This is a genomic window from Nonomuraea sp. AD125B, from assembly GCF_041402765.1.
GTDB classification, from domain to species: Bacteria; Actinomycetota; Actinomycetes; order Streptosporangiales; family Streptosporangiaceae; genus Nonomuraea; species Nonomuraea bangladeshensis.
In genome coordinates this window covers 19,996-35,768 of record NZ_JBGLOU010000023.1, presented here as the reverse complement: position 1 = coordinate 35,768, position 15,773 = coordinate 19,996, and the positions used below count along the sequence as shown (strand labels likewise).

General features: G+C 71.1%; 13 protein-coding genes. 10 read left to right on the top strand and 3 right to left on the bottom strand.

The window, feature by feature from the left end:
- The first annotated feature begins 347 nt into the window (after nucleotides 1–347).
- Genes ACBR40_RS41970 through ACBR40_RS41945 form a run of 6 tightly spaced genes read left to right on the top strand, consistent with a single transcriptional unit; the run spans nucleotide 348 to nucleotide 6,934 of the window.
- A complete protein-coding gene (locus tag ACBR40_RS41970; protein WP_344205880.1) occupies nucleotides 348–1,688 on the top strand; it encodes an extracellular solute-binding protein in 1,341 nt (446 codons plus the stop codon).
- Between the two features lie 57 nt (nucleotides 1,689–1,745).
- Nucleotides 1,746–2,702 carry a sugar ABC transporter permease gene (locus ACBR40_RS41965; protein ID WP_344205878.1) on the top strand — a complete coding sequence of 319 codons (957 nt, stop codon included), beginning with the start codon at nucleotides 1,746–1,748 and terminating at the stop codon, nucleotides 2,700–2,702.
- Nucleotides 2,699–3,529 (top strand): carbohydrate ABC transporter permease, encoded by an 831-nt coding sequence (locus ACBR40_RS41960; RefSeq protein ID WP_344205877.1) that lies wholly within the window; start codon nucleotides 2,699–2,701, stop codon nucleotides 3,527–3,529. Before ACBR40_RS41965 ends, ACBR40_RS41960 begins: the two co-directional genes overlap by 4 nt.
- Nucleotides 3,526–4,935, top strand: coding sequence for a GH1 family beta-glucosidase (locus ACBR40_RS41955; RefSeq protein WP_344205875.1), 1,410 nt, complete (start codon nucleotides 3,526–3,528; stop codon nucleotides 4,933–4,935). The genes ACBR40_RS41960 and ACBR40_RS41955 overlap by 4 nt, the downstream gene beginning before the upstream one ends.
- Nucleotides 4,916–5,914 carry a LacI family DNA-binding transcriptional regulator gene (locus tag ACBR40_RS41950; RefSeq protein ID WP_091084348.1) on the top strand — a complete coding sequence of 333 codons (999 nt, stop codon included), beginning with the start codon at nucleotides 4,916–4,918 and terminating at the stop codon, nucleotides 5,912–5,914. The genes ACBR40_RS41955 and ACBR40_RS41950 overlap by 20 nt, the downstream gene beginning before the upstream one ends.
- A 12-nt stretch (nucleotides 5,915–5,926) precedes the next feature.
- Nucleotides 5,927–6,934 carry a phosphotransferase family protein gene (locus ACBR40_RS41945; protein ID WP_371252337.1) on the top strand — a complete coding sequence of 336 codons (1,008 nt, stop codon included), beginning with the start codon at nucleotides 5,927–5,929 and terminating at the stop codon, nucleotides 6,932–6,934.
- On the opposite strand, the gene ACBR40_RS41940 is transcribed toward ACBR40_RS41945, so the two are convergent.
- Nucleotides 6,878–9,133, bottom strand: coding sequence for a M64 family metallopeptidase (locus tag ACBR40_RS41940; protein ID WP_371252336.1), 2,256 nt, complete (start codon nucleotides 9,131–9,133; stop codon nucleotides 6,878–6,880). The genes ACBR40_RS41945 and ACBR40_RS41940 overlap by 57 nt on opposite strands.
- Nucleotides 9,134–9,196: 63 nt before the next feature.
- Complete coding sequence (locus tag ACBR40_RS41935) at nucleotides 9,197–10,138, bottom strand: anti-sigma factor (protein ID WP_344205869.1); 942 nt, start codon at nucleotides 10,136–10,138, stop codon at nucleotides 9,197–9,199.
- A 118-nt stretch (nucleotides 10,139–10,256) separates the two neighbouring features.
- On the opposite strand from ACBR40_RS41935, the gene ACBR40_RS41930 reads away from it, so the two are divergent.
- From ACBR40_RS41930 to ACBR40_RS41920, 3 genes are all read left to right on the top strand, one after another.
- Nucleotides 10,257–11,474, top strand: coding sequence for an FAD-dependent oxidoreductase (locus ACBR40_RS41930; protein ID WP_344205868.1), 1,218 nt, complete (start codon nucleotides 10,257–10,259; stop codon nucleotides 11,472–11,474).
- 61 nt (nucleotides 11,475–11,535) lie between these two features.
- Nucleotides 11,536–12,873, top strand: coding sequence for a class II 3-deoxy-7-phosphoheptulonate synthase (locus ACBR40_RS41925; protein ID WP_371252335.1), 1,338 nt, complete (start codon nucleotides 11,536–11,538; stop codon nucleotides 12,871–12,873).
- 141 nt (nucleotides 12,874–13,014) lie between these two features.
- Nucleotides 13,015–13,785 (top strand): SAM-dependent methyltransferase, encoded by a 771-nt coding sequence (locus tag ACBR40_RS41920; RefSeq protein ID WP_344205866.1) that lies wholly within the window; start codon nucleotides 13,015–13,017, stop codon nucleotides 13,783–13,785.
- 52 nt (nucleotides 13,786–13,837) lie between these two features.
- Here the strand turns inward: ACBR40_RS41920 and trxA are convergent, their stop codons facing one another.
- The gene (gene trxA, locus ACBR40_RS41915) at nucleotides 13,838–14,212 is read right to left on the bottom strand and encodes a thioredoxin (RefSeq protein ID WP_020540078.1); all 375 of its coding nucleotides are present in this window, start codon (nucleotides 14,210–14,212) and stop codon (nucleotides 13,838–13,840) included.
- A gap of 199 nt (nucleotides 14,213–14,411) precedes the next feature.
- Between trxA and ACBR40_RS41910 the strand changes: the two genes are divergently transcribed.
- Entirely contained in the window at nucleotides 14,412–15,764 is a 1,353-nt protein-coding gene (locus ACBR40_RS41910; RefSeq protein ID WP_371252334.1) for a pentapeptide repeat-containing protein, read from the top strand.
- Nucleotides 15,765–15,773: the final 9 nt, after the last annotated feature.

Genomic DNA, 15,773 nt, shown 5'->3' with positions numbered 1-15,773 from the left:
ATGCGGATGCAGCTCACTTGGATCTTCTTTGCGACCCAGTTGGAACCCCGCTGACTGGGCGCGATGACCAGCGGCAAGCCCCCCAGATACGGGCGACATGCCCTTCATCCGACACAAAACGTGTCTGATGTGATGGGAGCGCTCCCAATCCTCCCTTTGCACGCTTCATCCCCTTTAATCCGCTTTCACGGTCACAAATCACCCCATCGGTAACGGTTGCGTTTCGGTGGATTGACGTGAACAGCGGGCAAGTGCACCCTTTGTGGGAGCGCTCCCAAAGACTCCCACCGCGGCGGAGCGCGTGCCGCGGTGCACTCCCCCAACATTCACCCGAGAAGGGGTCCACCATGATGATCAGCAAGCGTCGCGGCGGTCTGGCCGCGGCCTCGGTGCTGGCCGCGGCGGCGCTGACGGTCGCGTCCTGCAGTTCCGGCGGCGGCACTTCGCAGTCCAGCGCTCCCGCCTCGTCCGGAGCGGCCGAGCCGGTCACGATCCGGGTTCAGACCTTCGGCAGCGGCACCAACTTCGGCTACAAGAAGGCCATCGAGAAGTGGAACGCCGAGCACAAGGACATCCAGATCAAGGAAGAGCACCTGACGGACCAGTTCGAGCAGCAGTACTGGCCGCAGATGATCCAGTGGCTCACGTCCGGCACGGGCGCGGGCGACGTGGTCGGCATCGACGAGGGCGGCATGGGCCTCGCCAAGGCGCACCCCGAGTGGTGGGCCGACTTGAAGGAGTTCGGCCTGGATTCCCGTAAGGCCGACTTCCCCGCCTGGAAGTGGGAGAACGGCGTCGCCGCCGACGGCAAGCTGTTCGGCCTCGGCACCGACATCGGCGGCATGAGCCTCTGCTACCGCGCCGACCTGTTCAAGAAGGCCGGCCTGCCGAGCGAGCGCGACAAGGTGAGCGCCCTGTGGCCGACGTGGGACGACTTCATGAAGGTCGGCCAGCAGTTCCAGAGCAAGGTCAAGGACACCAAGTGGGCTGACGGCACCAACACCCTCTACCAGGTGTACCTGTACCAGGATGCCGCCAAGAACGGCAACGTCACCTACTTCGACCAGCAGAACAACCTCATCGTCGACAAGAACCCGGCGGTGAAGAACGCCTTCGACTTCGCCTCGAAGATGAGCCAGCAGGGCCTGACCGCCAAGCTGCGCAACTTCACCGACGAGTGGGCCACGGGCACCCAGAAGGGCGCCTTCGCCACGGTCGGCTGCCCGTCCTGGATGCTCGGCGTGGTCAGCGGCAACGCCGGCGACGACGCCAAGGGCAAGTGGGACGTGGCCTCGGTGCCCGGCGGCGGCGGCAACTGGGGCGGCTCCTGGCTGGCCGTGCCCAAGCAGTCCAAGCACCCGAAGGAAGCGGCCATGGTGGCCGACTACCTGACCCAGGCGGAGACCGAGGCGAGCATCTTCACCGACTTCGGCAACATGCCGAGCAACACCAAGGCCCAGCAGGACCCGGCCGTCCAGGGCGCGAAGAACGAGTTCTTCAACGACGCCCCCATCGGTGAGATCTTCGCCAAGTCCGCCTCCTCCCTCCAGCCGGTCTTCCTCGGCGTGAAGCACGCGCAGGTGAAGAACGCCATCGAGTCGGTCATCCAGGGCATGGACGACGGCTCGGTCGCCTACGACAAGGCCTGGCAGCAGCTGGTCGACGACGCGGTCAAGGCCGCGGGCTGATCCTTCCGCCCGGCCCGCCACGAGCGGGCCGGGCACTCTGCCGCCGAAAGGTCTGTTATGAGCCTCGACACCCTCCCGCGGGCGTCACGGAGCAACCACCGCCGTGTCCGCCCGCCCGGCCGCCGCTGGGCGTCGCGATTCGACGTCAAGGGCATGCCGTACGCCCTGGTGTCTCCTTACTTCCTGCTGTTCGCCGCCTTCGGGCTCTTCCCGTTGGCCTTCACGCTCTACTACTCGCTCTACGACTACGATCTGGCCGGCACCACCGAGTGGATCGGCCTGGGCAACTACACCGCGCTCCTCGGCGACGAGGACTTCTGGCGCGCGGTGACCAACACGGTCGGCATGTTCGTCCTCGCCACCGTGCCGCAGATGCTGCTCGCGCTGTTCCTGGCCAACGCGCTCAACAAGCGCTTCCGCTTCCGCCTGGCGATCCGGATGAGCGTGCTGCTCCCGCTGGTCACCTCGGTGGTCGCGGTCGCGGTCGTGTTCAGCCAGCTCTTCGCCCGCGACTGGGGCCTGGTCAACTGGATCCTGAGCTGGTTCGGCGTGGAGCCGTTCAACTGGCGGGCCGAGCGCATCCCGTCCTGGATCGCCATCGCGACCATGGTCGACTGGCGCTGGACCGGCTACAACGCGATCATCTTCCTGGCCGGCATGCAGACGATCCCGCGCGACCTGTACGAGGCCGCCGCGATCGACGGCGCCTCCCGCCGCCGCCAGTTCTGGCAGATCACGCTGCCGATGCTGCGCCCGACCATGATCTTCGTGGTGCTGAACTCCACGATCGGCGGCCTGACGCTGTTCTCCGAGCCGACCACCTTCTACGGCGGCAACGTGGACGGCGGCTCGCAGGGCCAGTTCCAGACGGTGGCGATGTTCATCGTCAAGGAGGGCTTCCGGGAGTTCGACTACGGCTACGCCGCCGCGGCCGCCTGGCTGCTGTTCCTGCTCATCCTCATCGGTGCCGCGATCAACTTCCTGTTCGTGCGCAGGATCGGAGGCACGAAATGACCAACTGGTCTCCGACCGTATTCACCCGGGTCATGCTGGCGCTGGCGGTGTTCCTGTCGGCGTTCCCGCTGTACTGGATGGTGGTCATCGCCTCGCGCACGAACTCCGACGCGGTGTCCGTGCCGCCGCCGTTCCTGCCGGGCGGCAACCTCGGCGAGAACATCGTCGCGGTGCTCAACAACGAGGACGCGAAGTTCCTGCTGGGCCTGACGAACTCGTTCATCGTCGCCGCCACGGTGACGGTCTCGGTCGTCATCATCTCCACGCTGGCCGGATTCTCGTTCGCGAACCTGCAGTTCAAGGGCCGCAACGTGCTGCTGGTGCTGGTGCTGCTCACGATGGCGGTGCCGCTGCAGCAGATGGGCGTCGTGCCGCTCTACCGGCTCATGGTGAGCCTGGAGTGGACGGGCACCCTCAAGGCGGTCATCCTGCCGTACCTGCTGAACGGGTTCGGCGTGTTCCTGATGACGCAGTACACCCGCCAGGCCGTGCCGATGGAGCTGGTCGAGGCGGCCCGCGTGGACGGCGCGGCGACGCTGCGCATCTGGTGGAACGTCGTGCTGCCGGCCGTGCGGCCGGGCATGGCGGTGCTCGGCATCAACACGTTCATGCTCATGTGGAACGACTTCATGTGGCCGCTGATCGTGCTCACCCCGGACAACCCGACCGTGCAGATCGCGATCACCTCGCTCAATGCGAGGTTCTCCACGAACTACACGTTGATCTTCGCGGGCACGGCGTTGTCCATCATCCCGCTAGTCGCTGTATTCATCGCATTCGGCCGTCAGATCGTGGGCGGACTCATGGAAGGTGCGGTCAAGGCGTGACGACACAAGAGGAACAGACGCGTTCCGGGCTCCGCTTCCCCACGGGTTTCACCTTCGGCGCGGCGACCTCGGCGTACCAGATCGAGGGGGCCGTCGCCGAGGACGGGCGGGGCACCTCGATCTGGGACACCTTCACCAGGACGCCCGGCAAGATCCTGAACGGGCACAACGCGGACACGGCCATCGACCACTATCACCGCTTCCGCGACGACGTCGCGATCATGGCGGATCTGGGCCTGACCGCCTACCGGTTCTCGGTCTCCTGGCCGCGCATCCAGCCGACCGGCTCGGGCAAGGTCAACCAGAAGGGCCTGGACTTCTACAAGCGCCTGACGGACGAGCTGCGCACGCACGGCATCGACCCGTGGCTCACCCTCTACCACTGGGACCTGCCGCAGGAGCTGGAGGACAAGGGCGGCTGGCCCAACCGGGACATCGCCTACTGCTTCGCCGACTACGCGGCGACCGTCCACGAGGCGATGAAGGACCACGTCCACACGTTCAGCACGGTCAACGAGCCATGGTGCGCCGCGTTCCTCGGCTACGCCTCCGGGGAGCACGCCCCCGGCAGGCGCGAGCCGGAGAACGCGATCAGGGGCGCGCACCACCTCAACCTGGCGCACGGGCTGGCCGTCCAGGCCATGGGCGCGCGCCGGGTCGGCGGCTGCGTCAACCTGTACGCGATCACCCCGGAGACCGACAGCGCCGCGGACCTGGACGCGGCCCGGCGCATCGACGGCCTGCAGAACCGCTTCTTCCTGGACGCGATGCTGCTCGGCCGCTACCCGGAGGACGTGCTCGCCGACCTGCCCGGCGACACGGACTTCATCCAGGACGGCGACCTGAAGACCATCAACGCGCCCCTCGACGTGCTGCTCGTCAACTACTACAGCCGCTTCACGGTCTCGGGAGCACCAGGCGGCCGGCAGTCGGCGGCGGCGGCCCCCACGGACGCGGGTTCCCCGTGGGTCGGCAGCGAGCACGTGTCCTTCGCCAACGGGGGCCGCCCCGTGACGGCGATGGGCTGGGAGATCGACGAGGGCGGCCTCGTCGAGGTCCTCACCCGCGTCGCGCGCGACTACCCGCCGATCCCGATGGTGGTCTCCGAGAACGGCGCCGCGTTCGACGACGTCATCGAGGACGGCCGCGTGCACGACGGGCAGCGGCAGGCGTACGTGGAGGCGCACCTCGGCGCGTGCAAGGCAGCCATTGAGGCCGGCGTGCCCCTGGAGGGGTATTTCGCCTGGTCGCTGATGGACAACTTCGAGTGGGCATGGGGCTACGGCAAGCGGTTCGGCCTGGTGCACGTGGACTTCGACACCCAGGAGCGGCTGATGAAGGACAGCGCGCTCTGGTACGCGGAGATCATCCGGCAGAATAGGACCCATGAACCGACCGACTCTTGAGGCCGTCGCGGCCCGCGCGGGTGTGGGCCGGGGCACGGTGTCGAGAGTCATCAACGGCTCGCCCAATGTCAGCGCCAAGGCCCGCGAGGCCGTGGAGCTGGCGATCCGCGAGCTGGGCTACGTGCCCAACCGTGCGGCGCGCGCCCTGGTGACGCGCCGCACGGACACGGTGGCGCTGGTGGTGTCGGAGTCACAGCTCCGGGTGTTCGACGAGCCCTACTTCGCCGGCACCATCCGCGGCATCGGCTCGGCGCTGGCGGAGACCGGGTTGCAGCTCATCCTCGCGATGGCGCGCACCCCGGAGGAGCACGCGCGGCTGGAGCACTACCTGACGGGGCAGCACGTCGACGGCGTGCTGCTCCTGTCGCTGCACGGCGCCGACCCCCTGCCGGGGCGGCTGGAGGCGATGGGCGTGCCGACCGTTCTCGGCGGCCGCCCCGTCGGCCTCGACCCCTACAGCTACGTCGACATGGACAACAGGGCCGGGGCCCGGCAGGCGGTCAAACACCTGCTGAGCCTCGGCCGCGGCGCGATCGCGGCCATCGCCGGCCCCCAGGACATGGGCGTGGGCGTCGACCGTCTGGCCGGCTACCGCGACGCGCTGCTGCCCTCCGGCCTGCCGGAGATCGTGGCCTTCGGCGACTTCTCCGAGCAGAGCGGCTCGGCCGCGATGATCGAGCTGCTGGAGCGCCACCCCGAGCTCGACGCGGTCTTCGCCGCCTCCGACCCGATGGCGCTCGGCGCGATGCGGGTGCTCAAGGCCGAGGGCCGCCGCATTCCGCGGGACGTCGCGGTGATCGGCTTCGACGACTCCAAGGCCGCGCTGCACGCCGATCCGCCGCTCACCACCGTCCACCAGCCGACGGAGGCCATGGGCCGGCAGATGGCGCGGCTCCTGGTCGCCCGCATCAACGGCGAGGAGCTGCGGCAGCCCGTCGTCATCCTCGACACCCACCTCGTCCGGCGGGAGTCGGCCTGAGAGGAGCCCTGCGTGGACAGCAGGACCAAACGCCGCTTGTCGGCGGCCGAGCTCGACGCGCTGGCCCGGCGGGCCCTCGGCGCGGGGGTCACGGCGTCCGCCGAGCTGACCGACGGGTTCGCCAACGCCGTGTGGCGGCTGTCGCTCGACGACGGGCGCGAGGTGGTGCTGAAGCTGGCGCCGCCGCCCGAGCTGGATCAGCTCAGCTACGAGCGCGACCTGCTGCGCATGGAGGCGGCCGCCATCGGGCTGGCCGCCGCGGCGGGCGTGCCGGTGGCCGGGCTGCTGCGCGCCGGGTTCGACGACCCGGTGCTGGGCGGCGACTATCTCATGCTGGCCGCGCTCGACGGGGTCTCCTGGAACGCCTGCAAGGACGCGCTGCCGCCGGGCTGCGGCGACGACCTGCGCCGCGAGCTGGGCCGCCACCTCGCCAGGCTCAACGGGGTGACCGGCGAGGTGTTCGGCTATCCGCACGCCGGCATCACCGGCGCGACCTGGCGGGAGGCGTTCCTCGCGATGGTGCGGGCGCTGGTGCGCGACACCGAGCGCTATCCGACGCCGCTGCCGCGCCCGGCCGGGGAGATCCTGGCCGTGTTCGAGGCCGCCGCGCCCGCGCTCGACGAGGTGACGACCCCCCGCCTGGTGCACTTCGACGTCTGGGTGGGCAACGTCTTCCTGGACCTGCGGGGCACGCCGCGGATCCAGGCGCTCATCGACCACGAGCGGGCGTTCTGGGGCGATCCGCTCGCCGAGTTCGTCACGCCGACGATCTTCGGCGAGCTGCGGGAGGACGATCCGCTGCTGGCGGGCTACCGCGAGGTGACGCCGCTGGAGCTCACGCCCTCCGCGCTGACCAGGCTCGACCTCTACCGGGCCTACCTGTCGCTGATCCTGCTGGTGGAGAACGGACCCCGGCAGTACCCCGAGGAGGAGTACGCCGGGCTCCGCGACGCGGCCTTCTCCTCACTCGCCGAGGTGCTGGACCGCCTCGTACGCGCCTCCCTGGACACCGTGGGCTAGCTTCGAGCACTGCCCCGCCCCGGCGCCGGACAGCTCGTTCGGCACGCCGAGGTCGGCGGGGACGGCGGTGTTGCCCGAGCAGGCGAGCGCGCCCTTCACCGTGGTCCCCGACAGGATCGGCGCCGTGCTGCCGGTGAGCTGCGCGGCCCCCCGCAGGTCGGCCCCCACGATCACCAGCTCCTTCGCGCCGGAGACGGTCACCGCGCCCTGGACGCCGGTGCCGAGCAGGTGGACGGCGGCCGGGTTCGCGGCGGCCAGCGCGCCGGTGATCCGGCCGCCGGTGGCGACCAGTCCGGCGCCCGCCCGTACCGTGACGGGTCCGGTGACCCTGGCCTCGTCGAGGCAGGTGACGCCGTCGGCGACGACCAGCGGGCCCCGGTGCTCGCCGGTGACCGTACGGGTGCAGGCGGGCGGCGGGGCGATCGTGGTGACGGTGAACTTCCCGGCCTCGCCGATGTTGCCGGCCGCGTCGATCGAGCGGTACTCGACGGTGTGCCGGCCGCGCGGCAGCTTGCCGTACACCAGCGAGTCGATGACGGTGCCCTGCTCGGTGAAGGTCCACGGCAGCTCGGAGGAGGTGGGCCAGCCGAAGTAGTTGAACCAGCCGTCGCCGTCCACCCGCGACTCCGAGACGACGTAGCCGTCGCGGTCGTCGTCGCCGGTCAGGCGCATGGTGAACGGGCCGTTGTAGACGTAGGTGTCGCCGGCGCGGGCCAGGGGGCGCGACAGCTCGTACGCGGTGGCCGGCGGCGCGGCGTCGACCTCCCAGGTGAGCGTCCGGCCGCCCACTGTGGCGGTGAGCGTGTGCGCGCCGGGCGTCAGGCCGAGCGCGCCGAGGTCGAGGTCGGTGCCGCCGTCGACCTGCCCGCCGTCGAGCCGCCAGTCGATCCGGGGGATCTCGGCGGCCGGGTGGGTGGTCTCGACGTGGACGAGGTCGGCGCGGCCGACCGGCCGGTCCGTGGGCGTCGAGGAGACGACCTCGACCGCGACCCCGTCGGGCGGCGTGGTGAGCGCGGTGTCCACCGTCCAGGTGCGGGTGCCGGTGAGCGCCGCCTTGATCGCCGGGTCGCGGACGAAGCCGGTCGGGTCGGCGACGGTGGCCGTGACCGTGTGCGTGCCCGGCGCGAGGCCGAGGGTGCGCAGGTCGAGAGCGTCACGGTCGCCGGGCAGCGTCCGGCCGTCCACGCTCCAGGTCGTCGTCAGGGAGTGGCTGACCGGGCGCATCGGCTCCACCCAGAGGACGCGGTCCGCGCCGACGGGCGCGGCCGTGGGCGTCGCGTCCTGGATCACGGCGGTCTTGGCGGTGATGCGCTGCGTCATGACCTCGCGGCCGACCTGGTCGTAGTAGTAGCCGAGGGTCTTCATCATCGAGTGCTCGCTCGGCCGCCACACGCCGCTGGTGTAGTAGAGGCCGCCCTCGTGGCGGCCGATCGTGCCGCCGGACTCGCTCGGCTCGCCCAGCCAGCGCCACCACTTCCTGCGCTGCTCGCGCATCTGCTGCTCGGTGAGCAGGGTGTGGTGGGCGCTGCCCGGCTCGCCGCCGGTGTAGGCGCCGCCGGGGACGCCGCGCTGGTAGTAGTCGTACTCGTCCTGGAGGCCGCCGAGCGAGTGGCCCAGCTCGTGCGGGCTGATCAGGGCCGACATGCTGTTGCTGCCGGAGGCGGTGGCGTAGGAGCCGCCGGCGCCGCCGTACGTGCCGCTGTTGGCCAGGGCGAGGATCTGCCGGTTGCCGGACGTCGTGCCGGTCACCATGTCGGCGTAGCGGGTGGCGGCGGCGTTGTCCATGGTGATGAGGCGCTGCACGCTGCCCGGGTTGCAGCGGCCCCAGAAGCCCATGCTCAGGGGGGTGGTGCGGCGGGGGGCGTCCAGGCCGGGGTCGCAGCTCACGCCGGACTCGCCGGAGACGATGTCGATGCGGTAGACGTTGACGTAGTTCCGGTAGGACTTGAACGGCTCGATCGACCACATGACGTTGAGGTGCCGGTCCACGTCGGCACGGAACTTCGCCTGCTCGGCCTCGGTGTAGCCGTCGCCCATGACGACGAGGTTGAACCGTTTGGCCGGCGGGCCGGTGACCTGCACGGGAACGACGGTGGCGGCGCCGGGGGCGGCGGCCGCGTCGGCGGCTGCGGCGGGGGTGGCGGCGACGGGGACGTGCAGCAGGGCTGCGGCCGTGATCAGGGCCGCTAATTTACGCATGCCCTGCACTATCTCCCACAAGACCATCTTTTGCCCAGATCCCCCTTTTTCGACTTTCTCCGGTCAGGCTGCGGGAAGGCCGGCGAGGAGGATCGGGTCGGTGGTCGGGCGGGGTGAGCCGCGTGCCGGTTCGACCGTGAGTGCCACCCGCTCGTCGCCGCGCAGCGGCGTCAACAGGACGGGAGCGGTGACGCCGCCCTCGGCGCGACCCAGCAACCCGGCGGGGCGCGGCCCGCCCGGACCCATCAGCCACAGCTCGTACCCGCGCGACTCCGGCAGCGGCGGCAGCCCGGACGAGGTGAACAGCAGACGGCCCGCCGAGCGTGACACCACCACCGTCGCGGTCCCGCCGGAGGCGACGGGGCGGCGCACGGTCCGGGCGTCGGACGCGGCCAGCAGCACGGCGACCTGCCGGTTGACGCCGGCGAGCCGCTGATTGGCCTCCGCGACCTGCCGGTTGACACCCGCGAGCCGTTGGTTGGCGTCCGACAGCCGCTGGTTGGCCTCGGCGAGCCGACGGCTCTCGGCGGCCAGGCCGCCGGAGTCGCGGCGTGCGTCCACGGCCACCGCGCCGAGCCCGACGGCGGCCGCCGCGCACACGGCGGCCAGCCCGGCCAGCATCCTCGCCGGCCACCCCCGCCCCTGCCCGGGCCCCTGCTCCCGCCCCCATCCCTGTCCCCGCTTTCGCCGCCGCTCTTCTCCCGCCCAAGTCCGTGCGACAGGGGGTGGCGCGAGACCGTCACCCCGCGCAGGGGCGGCGCCGAGCAGGGGAAGCATGGGGCGCGGGGAGGGGCGGCGGGCGGCGGCGAGCAGGCGTGGGCGCAGTCCGGGCGGCGGGTTCACCGCCACGGCGCCGGCCAGCCGGGCGGCCGTCTCGCGCAGTCGCCGCACCTCCGTCCCGCAGCCGGCGCACCCGCGCAGGTGCTCCTCGAACAGCGTCCACTCCGCGTACGGCAGCGCGTCCACGGCGTAGGCGCCGGAGAGGGCGTGGAGGTCGTCGTCCATGATCACTTCCGGGGTGAGAGGCGGCTCACGCATGTACTTCGGCCGCTCGGGCACGCCGGATGGCTCAGGCCCTTGCTTCTTTCCGTGGACGTGAGACAATCTCATCAGGTGATGAATTATGACTTGTGTGATCGCGGGCGGCGGCCCGGCGGGCGCGATGCTCGCCCTGCTGCTGGCCAGAGCGGGCGTGGAGGTCACGCTCCTGGAGAAGCACGCCGACTTCCTCCGTGACTTCCGCGGGGACACCATCCACCCCTCGACCCTTCAGGTGCTCGACGAGCTGGGCCTGGTGGACGAGCTGCTGAAACTGCCCCACCAGGAAGTGCGCGACGTCGGCCTGGTCACCGACGCCGGCGAGGTCCGCATGGCGTCGCTGCGCCGGCTGCCCCGCCCGTACGACTACATCGCGTTCGTCCCCCAATGGGACTTCCTCACGATCCTCACCTCGGCCGCCCGCCGCTACCCCGGCTTCCGGCTGCTGATGGGGGCGGAGGCGTACGACCTGATCCGCGAGCGCGGCGCGGTGCGCGGGGTGCGCTACCGCGACGCGTCCGGCGAGCACGAGCTGCGGGCGGACCTGACCGTCGCGGCCGACGGCCGGCGCTCGGCGCTGCGCGAGCGGGCGGGCCTGGTGCCGCGCGAGCTGGGCGCGCCGATGGACGTGCTGTGGTTCCGGCTGCCCTGGCGGGAGGGCGACCCGGCGGACACGTTCCTGCGCGTCTCGCGCGGCCACATGATGGTGGGCATCAACCGGGTGAGCTACTGGCAGCTCGCCTACCTCATCCCGAAGGGCGGCCACGACCGGCTGGTCGGCCAGGGCATCGAGGCGCTGCGCCGGCCCGTCGCGCGGCTGCTGCCGTTCCTCGCCGACCGCGTCGCGGAGCTCGGGAGCTACGACGACGTGAGCGTGCTCACCGTGGCGATCAACCGGCTGCGCCGCTGGCACCGGCCCGGCTTCCTGTGCATCGGCGACGCCGCGCACGCGATGTCGCCGGTGTTCGGCGTGGGCATCAACCTGGCCGTGCAGGACGCGGTGGCCGCCGCCAACGCACTCGCCGCCCCGCTGCGGTCGGGCACGCCGGTCCCCGAGTCGCTGCTGCACCGGATCCAGCGGCGGCGCACGCCGCCCACCGTGATCACCCAGACGGCCCAGCGCGTGGCCCAGAACCTGCTCGTCCGCCGGGCCCTGCGCGGCAGCTTCGACCCCGGCGTGCTGCCGCGCGATCTGACGCGGGTGCCGCTGCTCAACCGGCTGCTTCCGCGCCTGGTCGGCGTGGGGATCCGGCCCGAGCACGTGGAGACGGAGGAGGTCCGTGGAGAGGCTACGCACCGGTAATGGCCAAAACGTGGACAACGAGGTCGGTAGGTAGGGGCTCCTTGGCATACCCTCGTATCTCGTGAGCAGCAATCTACTGGATCTCGATTCCTGGCGAGCCCTCCCCGCGGCCCAGCAGCCCGACTGGCCCGATCGCAGCGAGCTCGACAAGGTCGTCGCCGAGCTCGGCGGCCTGCCCCCCTTGGTGTTCGCCGGCGAGTGCGACCAGCTGAAGGACCAGCTGGCCGCCGTGGCCCGCGGTGAGGCGTTCGTCCTGCAGGGCGGCGACTGCGCCGAGACCTTCTCCGGCGCGACCGCCGACAACGTCCGCAACAAGCTCAAGACGTTGCTGCAGATGGCGATCGTGCTGACCTACGCGGGAAAGGTGCCGGTCGTCAAGATCGGCCGGGTGGCCGGTCAGTTCGCCAAGCCGCGCTCCAAGCCCACCGAGGTGCGCGACGGCGTCGAGCTGCCCGCCTACCGGGGCGACATGGTCAACGGGTTCGAGTTCACCGCCGAGTCGCGCACGCCGGATCCGTGGCGGCTGCTCAAGGCCTACCACTCCTCGGCCGTGACGCTCAACCTGGCGCGCGCCTTCACCAAGGGCGGCTACGCCGACCTGCGGCAGGTGCACGCCTGGAACCAGGACTTCGTGTCCGGCTCGCCGGCCGGCCGCCGCTACGAGCAGCTGGCCAGGGAGATCGACCAGGCGCTCGCGTTCATGCGGGCCTGCGGCGCCGATCCCGAGGAGTTCCACACCGTCGAGTTCTACTCCTCGCACGAGGCGCTGATCCTCGACTACGACCGGGCGCTCACCCGCATCGACTCGCGGACCGGCCTGCCGTACGACGTGTCGGCCCACATGGTCTGGATCGGCGAGCGCACCCGCCAGCTCGACGGGGCGCACGTCGACTTCTTCGCCCGCATCCGCAACCCCATCGGCGTGAAGCTCGGCCCGACCACCGCGCCGCAGGAGGCTCTTGACCTGGTCGAGCGGCTCAACCCGGCCAACGAGGCGGGGCGGCTCACGTTCATCACCCGCATGGGCGCCACCAAGATCCGCGAGCACCTGCCCGCGCTGGTCAAGGAGGTCACGGCGGCCGGCGCGCAGGTGGCGTGGATCTGCGACCCGATGCACGGCAACACCTTCGAGGCGCCCAGCGGGCACAAGACGCGCCGCCTGGACGACGTCCTCGACGAGGTGGCCGGCTTCTTCGAGGTGCACCGCTCGCTCGGCACGCACCCGGGCGGCATCCACATCGAGTTCACCGGCGACGACGTGACCGAGTGCGTGGGCGGCGGCCACGGCATCGTCGAGACCGACCTCGCCACCCGCTACGAGACGGCCTGCGACCCCCGTCTCAACCGCAGCCAGTCCCTTGACCTGGCCTTCCGCGTCGCCGAGCTCTACCGCGGCTGACGCACGCTCACTCGCCCCGGCGGCTGCTCCGTCATGGTGATCTGCGTCTCAGTGGCTCCTGATACCGAACGGAATTCACGTTATACGTGAGGTTCCGCCGCTATGATCGCCACGAAAGAGGGCGAAAACTTGGAGCCAATCGTGGACAGTGGTGCCCCGGAAGGGGTGGACCCCAACGTCCCCAACGTCGCGCGGATGTATGACTACTACCTCGACGGCAAGGACAATTTCGCGGCCGACCGGGCGGCGGCGGAGCAGATCCTGAAGACCTTCCCCCACACCAAGGAGGGGGCCCGCGCCAACCGCGAGTTCCTGCGCCGCGCGGTGCGCTACCTCGTGGACAACGGTGTGCGGCAGATCGTGGACCTGGGCGCCGGCCTGCCGACCCAGGGCAACACCCACGAGATCGCTCCGGAGGCCCGCGTCGTCTACGTCGACTACGACTCCGTGGTGTGCGTGCACGGGCGGGCGCTGCTGGCCAGGAAGGAGAACGTCGACTTCCTCCAGGCCGACGTGCGCGAGGCCGACGCGCTGCTGGACAAGCTGGCCGGGCTGATCGACTTCAAGCAGCCGGTGGCGTTCCTGGCGCTGGCGCTGCTGCACTTCATCCCGGACGAGATCGCCTACGACGTGGTGGCCAAGCTGCGCGAGGTGAGCGCCCCCGGCAGCTACCTCGTGATCAGCCACGCCGTGGACACCACGCCGGACACCACCGAGCAGGCGCTGGAGATCTACCGTAGGGCCACCGCCGCGCTCAACCTGCGCGACCGCGAGGGCGTCCTGCGCTTCTTCGACGGCTACGAGCTGGCCGAGCCGGGGCTGACGTTCCCGGCGGGGTGGCGTCCCGACGATCCGCTGGCGCCGGGCAACGGCGTCGACTTCGGCTACGTGGGCGTCGGCCGCAAGGCGTGACACCGTACGAGAAAAGCCCCGCCTGTGGCGGGGCTTTTTCTTGGGCCGGCTGCTAGTTCTGTTCGGCCTGCTTCAGCTCCTCGCTGAGCTCCTGCCTGATGGCGTCCATGTCGAGCGCCCTGACCTGCCGGATGAGGTCCTCCAGCGCGGGGGCCGGGATGGCGCCGGCCTGCGCGAAGACCACGATCCCGTCGCGGATGGCCATGAGCGTCGGGATCGAGGTGATGTCGAAGCCCTGCGCGAGCGCCTGCTCCGCGTCGGTGTCGATCTTGCCGAAGGTGATGTCGGCGTGCTGCTCCGAGGCCTTCTCGAAGATCGGCCCGAACTGCCTGCACGGCGGGCACCAGGTCGCCCAGAAGTCCAGCAGCACGATGCCCTTGTCGGCGATGTCGTTGAAGTTCTTCTCGGTTACTTCGATGGTCGCCACAAGTGGCTCCTCGCTGATCGTCGTCATTGTCGTGAGGTAGAACCCATACCCCGTCCGCGGCATTCCAGCTCCGGCCAGGGGCCGGCCGGGCGTGGGGGCGTACAGGAGTGGGTTTTCGACTGCATATATCCGCATAAATGCGGATAGAACATTTAAACACCGATCCTTGACGGTCGGCGTACGCGGGTATGAGCAGTGCATGGACTGGGTCACCTGCGCGTATTCGGCTGCCTGCACCGGAGTCGCCACCAGGCCGTCCGGCCTCTGCCTCGCCCACCTGTCGCCGGATGAGGTCGCGGAGACGCTCGCCCGCGTGGCCCCCGGCCGTCTGCTCGACCTGCGCGGCACGACGCTCACCGGCGACCTGCTCAGCAGGGTGCTGGAGGCGACCGGCGGCCGGCTCGGGCGGGCGCGGATGGAGCGGGTCAGGTTCACCGGCGACGTACGCCTGTCGGGCGTCACCTTCTGCGGCGACGTCTCGCTCGACGACGCCCGCTTCGACCGGCTGGCCTCGTTCTTCGGCGCCCGCTTCGAGGGCAACGTGTCGCTGGCCGGCGCCCGTTTCGCGCGGGAGCTGTCCTTCCACGGCGTCGCGGTACGCGGGCACGTCTCGCTCGACCGGGCCGTCATGTCGCGCGACGCCCTCTTCAGCCAGGCCGACTTCGGGCACGGGCTGTCGTGCGAGCGGGCCAGGTTCGACGGCTACGCCACCTTCGACGGCGCCCGCCTCGGCGACGGGGGCGCCTTCCGCGGCGCGCGCTTCGGCCGCACCCTGTCCTTCCGCAAGGTGAGCGGCAACGCCGGGTTCGAGGCGGCGCACTTCGCGGCGGACGCGTACCTGTCGGCCACCGGGCGGCTGTCGCTGGCCCGCGCCCGCGCCGACGCGACCCTCGACGTCACGGTGACGCGCTGCGGCGTGGACCTGCGCGGCGTGGAGGTGGCCGGCGCGACCGCGGTCAAGCTGACCGACTCCTCCGCCGACCTGGAGGGCGCGGTGCTGCGCGGCCCGGCCGTGGTGAGCGGCCGGGGCCGGTCGGGGGTGAGCTCGCTGCGCCAGGTCCAGGCGGCCGACCTGACGCTGCACGGGCTGGACCTGTCGGCCTGCCGGTTCGCCGGGATCGTCCATCCCGCGGGGGTGCGGGTCAAGGACTGCGCGTTCGCGCTCACGCCGCGCGGGGTGCAGGTGAGCCTGCGCTGGCCGGTGCTGCGCTGGTTCGCCCGGCGCAGCGTCCTCGCCGACGAGCGCGGCGCGGGCGGCGCCGGGGGCGGCGAGCAGGCGTCCGGCGAGCAGGGCCTCTCCCCCGAGGCCCTGGCCGCGCTCTACGCCGGGCTGCGGCCCAGCGACCGCGCCACGGCCGCCGACTTCGCCTTCGCCGCGATGGAGATGCGCCGCCGGGCCGGCCACCACTGGCGGCTGCCGGTGTCGTGGCTGCTGTTCGGCTACGGCCCGCGGCTCGGCCGGACGGCGGGCTGGTTGACCGCCCTGGCGACGGTCGCCCTGGTCGCCGTGGTGTGGGCGTCGGCCGGCCACGCCTCCGCCGTCCATCCCTGACCGACCACC

What these genes read in the sequence shown, in the direction of transcription:
- ACBR40_RS41940 (WP_371252336.1), bottom strand. Translation starts at nt 9,133, where the DNA reads ATGCGTAAATTAGCGGCCCTGATCACGGCCGCAGCCCTGCTGCACGTC.
- ACBR40_RS41965 (WP_344205878.1), top strand. Translation starts at nt 1,746, where the DNA reads ATGAGCCTCGACACCCTCCCGCGGGCGTCACGGAGCAACCACCGCCGT.
- ACBR40_RS41950 (WP_091084348.1), top strand. Translation starts at nt 4,916, where the DNA reads ATGAACCGACCGACTCTTGAGGCCGTCGCGGCCCGCGCGGGTGTGGGC.
- ACBR40_RS41960 (WP_344205877.1), top strand. Translation starts at nt 2,699, where the DNA reads ATGACCAACTGGTCTCCGACCGTATTCACCCGGGTCATGCTGGCGCTG.
- ACBR40_RS41930 (WP_344205868.1), top strand. Translation starts at nt 10,257, where the DNA reads ATGACTTGTGTGATCGCGGGCGGCGGCCCGGCGGGCGCGATGCTCGCC.
- ACBR40_RS41970 (WP_344205880.1), top strand. Translation starts at nt 348, where the DNA reads ATGATGATCAGCAAGCGTCGCGGCGGTCTGGCCGCGGCCTCGGTGCTG.
- ACBR40_RS41910 (WP_371252334.1), top strand. Translation starts at nt 14,412, where the DNA reads ATGGACTGGGTCACCTGCGCGTATTCGGCTGCCTGCACCGGAGTCGCC.
- ACBR40_RS41935 (WP_344205869.1), bottom strand. Translation starts at nt 10,138, where the DNA reads ATGGACGACGACCTCCACGCCCTCTCCGGCGCCTACGCCGTGGACGCG.